Origin of the sequence: Nocardia carnea NBRC 14403 (assembly GCF_000308515.1) — a bacterium.
In the GTDB taxonomy this organism is placed as follows: Bacteria; Actinomycetota; Actinomycetes; order Mycobacteriales; family Mycobacteriaceae; genus Nocardia; species Nocardia carnea.
Window position 1 is genome coordinate 22,119 of the sequence record NZ_BAFV01000038.1, and the last position, 7,799, is coordinate 29,917.

The 7,799-nt window shown below is 67.6% G+C and carries 8 protein-coding genes; 1 reads left to right on the plus strand and 7 read right to left on the minus strand.

All coding sequences use genetic code 11. From position 1 onward, the window contains the following. Positions 1-62: 62 nt before the first annotated feature. The 5 genes from ON22_RS12855 to ON22_RS12875 form a co-directional block, all read right to left on the minus strand. Complete coding sequence (locus ON22_RS12855; RefSeq protein ID WP_174375579.1) at positions 63-1,058, minus strand: 2-hydroxyacid dehydrogenase; 996 nt, start codon at positions 1,056-1,058, stop codon at positions 63-65. Next, positions 1,055-1,984, minus strand: a complete 930-nt coding sequence (locus ON22_RS12860) for a hydroxymethylglutaryl-CoA lyase-like TIM-barrel protein (RefSeq protein ID WP_033245790.1) — start codon at positions 1,982-1,984, stop codon at positions 1,055-1,057. Before ON22_RS12860 ends, ON22_RS12855 begins: the two co-directional genes overlap by 4 nt. Continuing rightward, a complete protein-coding gene (locus ON22_RS12865; protein WP_033245567.1) occupies positions 1,981-3,222 on the minus strand; it encodes a CaiB/BaiF CoA transferase family protein in 1,242 nt (413 codons plus the stop codon). The genes ON22_RS12860 and ON22_RS12865 overlap by 4 nt, the downstream gene beginning before the upstream one ends. Before the next feature lie 19 nt (positions 3,223-3,241). Beyond that, positions 3,242-4,621 (minus strand): GntP family permease, encoded by a 1,380-nt coding sequence (locus tag ON22_RS12870; RefSeq protein ID WP_033245566.1) that lies wholly within the window; start codon positions 4,619-4,621, stop codon positions 3,242-3,244. Between the two features lie 258 nt (positions 4,622-4,879). Beyond that, positions 4,880-5,290, minus strand: a complete 411-nt coding sequence (locus tag ON22_RS12875; protein WP_063820585.1) for an ArsR/SmtB family transcription factor — start codon at positions 5,288-5,290, stop codon at positions 4,880-4,882. Positions 5,291-5,375: 85 nt separating this feature from the next. On the opposite strand from ON22_RS12875, the gene ON22_RS12880 reads away from it, so the two are divergent. Beyond that, positions 5,376-6,257 carry an NAD(P)-dependent oxidoreductase gene (locus tag ON22_RS12880; protein ID WP_033245565.1) on the plus strand — a complete coding sequence of 294 codons (882 nt, stop codon included), beginning with the start codon at positions 5,376-5,378 and terminating at the stop codon, positions 6,255-6,257. Between the two features lie 210 nt (positions 6,258-6,467). Here ON22_RS12880 and ON22_RS12885 read toward each other — a convergent pair whose 3' ends face one another. Next, entirely contained in the window at positions 6,468-6,659 is a 192-nt protein-coding gene (locus tag ON22_RS12885; RefSeq protein ID WP_033245564.1) for a hypothetical protein, read from the minus strand. A 28-nt stretch (positions 6,660-6,687) separates the two neighbouring features. After that, positions 6,688-7,770, minus strand: coding sequence for an Rv2629 family ribosome hibernation factor (locus tag ON22_RS12890; RefSeq protein ID WP_051157570.1), 1,083 nt, complete (start codon positions 7,768-7,770; stop codon positions 6,688-6,690). Between the last annotated feature and the right edge of the window lie 29 nt (positions 7,771-7,799).

Sequence of the window (7,799 nt, forward strand, 5' to 3'; positions counted from 1 at the left end):
CTACGCGGTCGGCCGGACCGACACGCGGCGTGGCGGCGGCCGGGCGGCGGTGCCGGTCGTTCTCAGTGGGCGAGTGCCTCCGGGTTGACCGGATAAGGCGGTAATTCCCCGCGCGCCATCGCGATCGCGTTCTCCGCACAGCGGCGGGCCATTTCGGCGCGGACCGGCACGGTGGCACTGCCGACATGCGGGAGCAGCACAGTATTCGGCAGTTCGGCCAGCCCCTCTGCCAATCGCGGCTCGTCCTCGTAAACGTCGAGTCCGGCGCCCGCGATGGACCCGGCCCGCAGCGCCGCTACCAGCGCCCGCTCGTCGACGACCGGCCCGCGGGCGGTGTTGATCAGGATCGCCGACGGTTTCATCGCGTTCAGAACGCCGGCGTCGACGAGGTGACGGGTCTGGTCGTTCAGCGGTACGTGCATCGAGAGGTAGTCGCTGGTCTCGATGAGTTCCGGCCAGGACATATGCCGTACCTTGCCGGCGAATTCACCGAGTTCGTCCTCGCTCACCGGGCGATCACCCGGGGGTCGCGGGCAGAACGCGACCGTCATCCCGAACGCGAGGGCACGCCGGGCGGTAGCGCGGGCGATCCGGCCGAAACCTGCCAGTCCCAGCGTTTTCCCGCTGACATCGTGTCCCAGGAGCAATTCCGGTTCCCAGCCGTGGAATTTCCCGGCGCGGACGAACGCATCGGCTTCCACGCACCGCCGCGCGACAGCCAGCATCAGCAGGACGGCGATATCCGCGGTGGCGTCGGTGAGCACCCCCGGGGTGTTGCCGACGACGATGGAGTTCGCCGTTGCCGCCGCGATATCGATGTTGTTGTAGCCCACCGCGAAATTGCTGATTCCGGTGATCTTCGCGCCGTCCAGCAGGGTGGCGTCGAACTCGTCGCGTAATTGTGCCACCACCACCCGGTGGTTGCCCGAGGCGCATGCGTCCGCCAATTCGGTGTGGGTCATCCCGTTTTCGGCGAGCGTCACCGTTCCGGCCGCCTCGAGCAGTCGCATACCGGGATCGGGGAGCGGGGTGGTGACGAGGAAATCGGTGGCCGTCACGCGATCACCCATTCGAAGGCGCGGGCTTCCGAGCGTGCGCCCTGGGCGGTTTTGGAACGGTTGGGTTCACCGAGTTCGGCGAGCATCCGTTCACTGATATCCACCATCCGTGCCAGGGTGTCCGGGGTGAGCCAGTCCGGGCGGGTGGCGAACAGGATGTCCTCGCTGGCGGTGTTCCCGCTGGCGCCCGGCGCGAATGGGCAGCCGCCGAGACCGCCCAGGCAACCGTCGACCATGCCGGCGCCCGCATCGATGGCCGCCAGCGTGTTCGCCACCCCCAGCCCCCAGGTGTCGTGGCCGTGGAAGACGATCCGGCGGTCCGGGGTGGTGGTGCCGACCGCCCGGATGAGCTGGGAGACCTGCGCCGGTACGGCCTGGCCGAGGGTATCGCAGATGACGATATCGGCGGCGCCGTCGGTGCGGGGGTCGGCGGCGATCCCGAGTACGCGCTCCGGATCGACCATGCCTTCGATCGGGCAGGTGAACGAGGTCGCGATACAGAGCTCGATGGCGCCGCCGCAGTCACGGGCGAGTTCCACGGCCCGCGGCATGGCGGCCACACTGTCCTCGGTGCTGCGCCCGATATTGGCCTGGTTATGCGAATCCGACGCGGAGAAACAGTATTGGAAGTTCCGCGCTCCCGCGGCGGCGGCCTTCTCGATATGCCTGGGCGTGGCGACCCACACCCAGCATTTCTCGAGTTCCTCCGGCGTCAGCTCGGCGATGACCTCGAGCGTATTGGCCAGCGGCGGCACGAGGTCGGGGCGCGCCATGGAACCGATCTCGAGTTCCGGGACACCCAGGGCGAGCAGTTCGCGGGCGATCTCGACTTTGCGCTCGGTCGGCAGCAGTTTTCCGGTGAGCTGCAAACCGTCGCGCAGCGTGACATCGCGTAACCGCGCGGCCGGTGTGTAGGTGAAGGTCATACCGCAACCCCTGTTTCGGCCGTGCCTGTGACGGCATCGATTTCGTCGTCGGTGAGGCGGAGCACCGATGCGAGTACCTCCCGCGTGTGTTCGCCCAGGTCGGGTCCGATTGTACGGATCGGCAGCGACGCCCCGCCGATCACCGGGACGATGCCGGGGAAGCCGACGGTGGTGGGTTCGGCGGCGCCGGTGTCCACCGGGAACTGCTGGATCATGTTCCGGGCGGCGTACTGTTCGTCGGCGCAGATATCGGCGGCCGTGTAGATCGGTCCCGAGGGGACCCCGGCTTCGTCCAGGATTTTCAGGGCTTCTTCGCGGGTGTGCCTTACGGTCCAGCCGGAGATCGCGGCATCGAGTTCCTCGCGGCGGCCCCAGCGTCCGGCGTTATCGCGCAGGCCGGGGTCGGCGGCGAGGTCCGGGCGTTCGATGATCTCCATATAGCGCTGGAAGATTCCGTCACCGTTACCGGCGATGATGATGCTGTAGCCGTCGCTGCAGGGGTAGGCGTTGGACGGGGCGATACCTTCCATTCGGCCGCCCACCCGCTGCCGCTCGACCCCGTAGGCGAGGTAGTCGGGCACGAGCGATTCCATCACCGACAGGATCGATTCGTTGAGTGCCACGTCGATGATGCGTTCCGGCAGCGGGATCGGGGCAGTGCTGCGAACCCGCTGGAACAGTGCCATCACGGTGCCGAATGCGGCGTAGATACCGGCGATGGAATCTCCGATGGAGACACCGGTGCGTACCGGCGGCCGGTCGGGGTCGCCGACCAGTTCGCGCAGGCCGCCGACCGCTTCGGCCACGGCGGCGAAGCCGGGGCGTGCGGACTGCGGGCCGGTCTGGCCGTATGCGGAGATCCGGGTGAGCACCAGATCGGGGTTGACCTGCTGCAATTCCTCGGGCCTGAGCCCCCATTTCTCCAGCGTTCCGGGCCGGAAGTTCTCCAGCAGCACATCGCATTCGCGAACCAGGTCCAGGACAAGCGCCCGGCCGGCTTCGGTTTTCAGATCCAGAACGATGGATTTCTTGTTCCGGTTGATCGTGCGGTACAGCATCGACGTATCGCCGGCGTACAGCCGCCACCGGCGCAATTCGTCACCGGTGGCCGGCCGTTCGACCTTGATCACTTCGGCGCCGAAATCGGCGAGCATCCGCCCGGCAGTCGGTGCGGCGATGTAGTTGCCCAGCTCGAGGACACGGATCCCGGCCAGCGGGCGAACAGCCTCGTTACTCATATCTTCCTAACGTTGCGTGTCAGAGGACCAGGCTCAGCGGCATGATGAGCAGGATCGCCACCACCGAGGCGACCGAGACACCGACCGAGCAGGATTTCAGGGTGCCGCGGGTGGTCTGGCCCATCAGGGACTGCAGCAGCCAGAAGGTGTTACTGGTGACGTGCACGGCGAACAACGAACCGGCGCCCGCGGCCAGCGCGACGAGCACCGGATCGATACCGAGGGCGGGCGCGACCGGGGCGAGGACACCGGCGGCGGTAATCGCCGAGATCGTCACCGAGCCCACCGCGATATGCAGGACCGCGGCGATGACCCACACCATGAGCAGCGGCGCGGCGGTACTCGCGGTGAAGTATTCGCCGAGGATATCGCCGAGCCCGATGGCCGAAATGGTGGCCGCCAGCGAACCGCCGACACCGGTGAGGATGAGAATTTGGCCGCTTTCGCGGAACCCGGTGGCGATGGACTGCTGCACGCGGTCGACCCCGACGGCGCGGCGGCCGACGAGGCTGGTGCCGACCAGGCCGATGAGCAGGGCGATGACCGGGGTCGACAGGAACTCGACCACCGGGTTGTGCACCTCGGCGACATCGAGGATCGCGCCGACGGCGATCAGGACCAGCGCGGTGCACAGCGGCGCGAAGAGCAGCGGCAGGGGAGTCTCGGTGCGGGTTTCGGCCGCGGTCTTGGTGGCCACTGCACCCGACGCGGACTCGAGCTCGTGGTTGTCGCCGGAGTCCGGCTCGACGGCTATCTGTTGTTCGTCGCGCTCCTCGTCCCACCAGCCGCGGTCGAACAGGAAACACATCACCGCTACCGCGATCGCCACGGTCGGGATCACCAGAACAAGCCCGAAGAGCAGCATTTTGCCCAGCGGTACACCCAGTAGACCGGCCAGTGCGAGCGCTCCGACGCCCGGCACCGTCAGCACGATGCCGCATTCCCCGCCGATCGCCAGGGCGGTCGCCATCTTGGCGGTGCCCTTCTTCTCGATCTTGGCGGCGGTGCTGCGGGCCAGCGGGGCCGAGATCACCATGAGCACATCGAGGTAGATCGACTGCAGGAAGGTCGCGAGTGTCAGCGACATCGCATACGGCATCCGGTCGGCGCCCAGTAGCCGGACCAGTGCGGCGACCAGGCGCTGGATCGCGCCCGTTTCCTGCAGCATCGCGCCCATCAGCACACCGAAGGCGACCAGCAGGCCCACCTCGGCCATGATGTCGCCGAAGCCGGTACTGATGGTTTCCACGGTATTCGTGACGCCCAGCCCGGAGGTGAGGCCCAGGTAGGCCGCGCCGATCACCAGCGATACCGCAGGATTGATTTTGAACCGGGTGATCAGCACGACGACAGCGAGGATCGCGGCCGCGGTATTGAGCATCGTTGCAAGGTCTGACATGTGCTTGTTCCCATCGAGTCGCACTCGGGTGAGTGCTGGTCCCGCGCCGGACGCGGGGCAGGTTTGCCGTGACTCAGGCCACAGCGCGCTCATATTATGAGCAGACGCTCACAATATAAGCAATAACCTGCCTCAGTCGGGAGTAAGTCGATAGCTGGGTCCCCGGTCACGGACCGCCGCGACGCTCGAACTCCGGAGTAGCCGGCTGTTACGCGAAGCGGTCCTGGTCGCGCGCGAGCTGCCGTTGGGTTTCGGCGGTTACGGCTGCAGGCGTGCGTCGATGGGCCGCTTCAGTGCGGTGAGCAGTTTCGCGCGGTCCTCGGAGGGACCGTTCCACTTCTCGTCGTCGTCGACCAACTGGGCGAGGCTGCGGAACACCACGTCCAGCAGGCCGGGGAATCGGGCGTGCAAATCCTCGTAGCGCAGGCGGACGTGTCTGGTGCGGCCGGTGATCGTGGTGCGGGTGATCCCGGCTTGTCGTAGCACTCGGTAATGGTGCGAAAGCGTGGACTTGTGCAGTTCGATATTGCGGCCGAGGTCACCGCAGCTCTCCCCTTCGTCGCAGGCCAGGCAGGCCACCAGCTCGAGCCGGATGGGATCGGACAGGGCGTGCATGACGGTGGCCAGGTCCAGTTCGGCCGTTTCCGGGTGCGGTAACTCGGCGGGCATGCGCCACTTCCTCCACTCGCTTGACAGTTGGATGATCGTACAACAATGATAGTTGGATAACTGTCCAACGATTATGGAGTGTGGAATGTTCGAGGTTTCACCCACGCCTGTCGCCGTCCTCGGGCTGGGATTCATGGGTTCGGCAATCGCGACAACCTTCCTGGCAGCGGGTCATCCGACGGTCGTGTGGAATCGGACCGCGGCAAAGTCCCGGCCCCTGCTCGACCTCGGTGCGCGCAGTACCTCATCGGCCACCGAAGCGGTCGCGTCCGCGCCGCTGATCGTCGTCTCGCTGCTCGATGACGACGCGGTGGGGGAGGCGCTGGCCGAAGCAGGCCCGGCGCTTCGCGAGCGTGTGCTGGTGAACCTCACGTCGTCGACTCCGGAGCAGTCGAGGGCCCGCGCCGAATGGGTCACGCGCCATGGTGCGGAGTACGTGGACGGCGCTGTCATGGCGGTACCGCAGGGTATCGGGACACCGGAGGCACTCCTGCTGTACTCGGGGTCCGACAGCGGCTTTCGCAGCGCGGAGCCGGCGTTGCGGGTGCTGACCGACCAGGGGAGATACCTGGGCGCGGACTACGGCCGGGCCGCCGCGTTCGACGCGGCACTGGTTTCGGTGTTCTGGCTGTCGTATATCGGTGTGTCCCTCGGTATTTCGCTCGCCGAGGCCGAGGGGGTGAAGGGTAGTGAGCTGGTGCCGTTCGCACCTGCCCTGGTCGGCCTGGTGCCGGAGTTGATGGCGAAAACCGCCGAGCAGGTCGCCGCCGGTCATTATCCGGCCGACGACACCTCCATCGCGTCCGCGTACGCCGTATCGGCGACGCTGCGCGAGGTGATCGCGCGCCACGGCATCGACACCGGTGTGCTCGACGCGACGAACGATCTCTTCCGCCGCGCACTGGATGCGGGGTACGGGTCCGACGGGCTCGCCCGATTGGTGCCCGTGCTTTCCGGACAGCTATAACGCTGGTATCGGGCGGCCCGCCGGGTACTTGGCGGCGTGAGCGCCCGGACTCGCTCGATACCTCGGCGCCCGCGCGACAGTTACCGTTTGCTCACCGGGGCATCGGTGGCAGCCGGACGTACGCCGACGTCCGAATACACTCGGCGCCGCCAGGATTCGGGTTCCCGTCCCTCCTCTACCGCGGATACGGGCCGGCACCGAACGGGTTTGTCATGACCCCGCTTCGCCGGGACGCTCGGTTCGGTCGACGCGCTCGTTCACCAGTTCGTCGTCGTCCGCGGGTGGTTCCGGATCGTGCCATTCCTCGGCCCGGTTGGATCGGTTACCGCGCAGCGTGCCCTCCATTTCGTGGGCGAGTTCGTCGTCGCGGGCCGGGCCGTGTTTACTGCTTCCTCGTTCCATCGTGTCCTCCTGCCTCGGGCGACGGGGTTCAGGTGTGCCGCAGCAGGGCGCCGACACCCTCGCTGGGTGCGGTCTCCGCGTCGACCGGGGTGATCGTTCCGCCGCGCACCAGAACACCCACCGGTAGTGCTTCGTCGGCCCGGCACGTCTGCGCGGACGTTTCGGACAGCGCGCCGAGTGCCGCCGGGTCGCGGACGGGTTCGGGGTCCAGTTCTACTGTGCGGTCGCCGAGGGCCTCGCCACTGATCAGCAGATTCTCGGTGTTGGCCGCCAGGAGCGCCGACACCGTCGCGGAGAGTCCGGCGACGGCGGGTCCGTCGTCGCGGCCCTGGGCCTGGTCGAATCGCGCGACCGCTTCGTCCCGGGCCTCTAGCGCCTCGGCGATGACGAGCTCACGGACTTCGGCATCGAATCCGCCGGTATCGGTGCCGGCGGCCCGGCCACCGGATTCGACCTCCACGACGCGCGCCGGCACCGAACCGAGTGCTCTGCGGACCTCGGCGCGGGTGCTGACCTCACCGGCCAGCACCACGATCCGGGCCCGGATACGTTCGGTCAGGCGTTTCAGCTCCGCGGCGATATCGTCGGCATTGCGCCGGACGGTTTCCTCCACGCGCCGCTGCATCGACAGATGCGACCAGCCGCCGCCGTGGCGGACCTTGTGCACCGGGTGACCCTCGCCCTCCACGGTTTCGCCGACCACATTGCCCTCGCCGTCGACCCCGTACAGTTCCGAACCCACCTTGTCCACCACTGCCACCGCGTGCGGGACCTCCTCGGTTTCGCATTCGATGAGCGGCAGCAGATAGGGCAACGGCGAGACCCGGACGATTTCCGGCTGGACCGGCCGGGGCAGCCGCCGATCGATCAGCACTCGTTCGGAGTCGGCGATCAGGACGCGGCCGGCGCGTCCCGGTTCCGGTGGGCTGCCGGTGACCGCCGCCGCCAGGGATTCGATCATGCGGTCCGTCGCGCCCGCGGCCTCGAGGCGTTCGGCGAGGGCCCGCCAGCGCAGTGTGCGCTGCTGCTCGGCGTCCTCCGTGTCGTGCTGGGCGTCGATGTACAGCGAGGCGAACGGGCCGGGTCGTTGCGCTACTTCTCGGATCGTCATATCAGCCACGTGGGGCGCTTACCCGACGC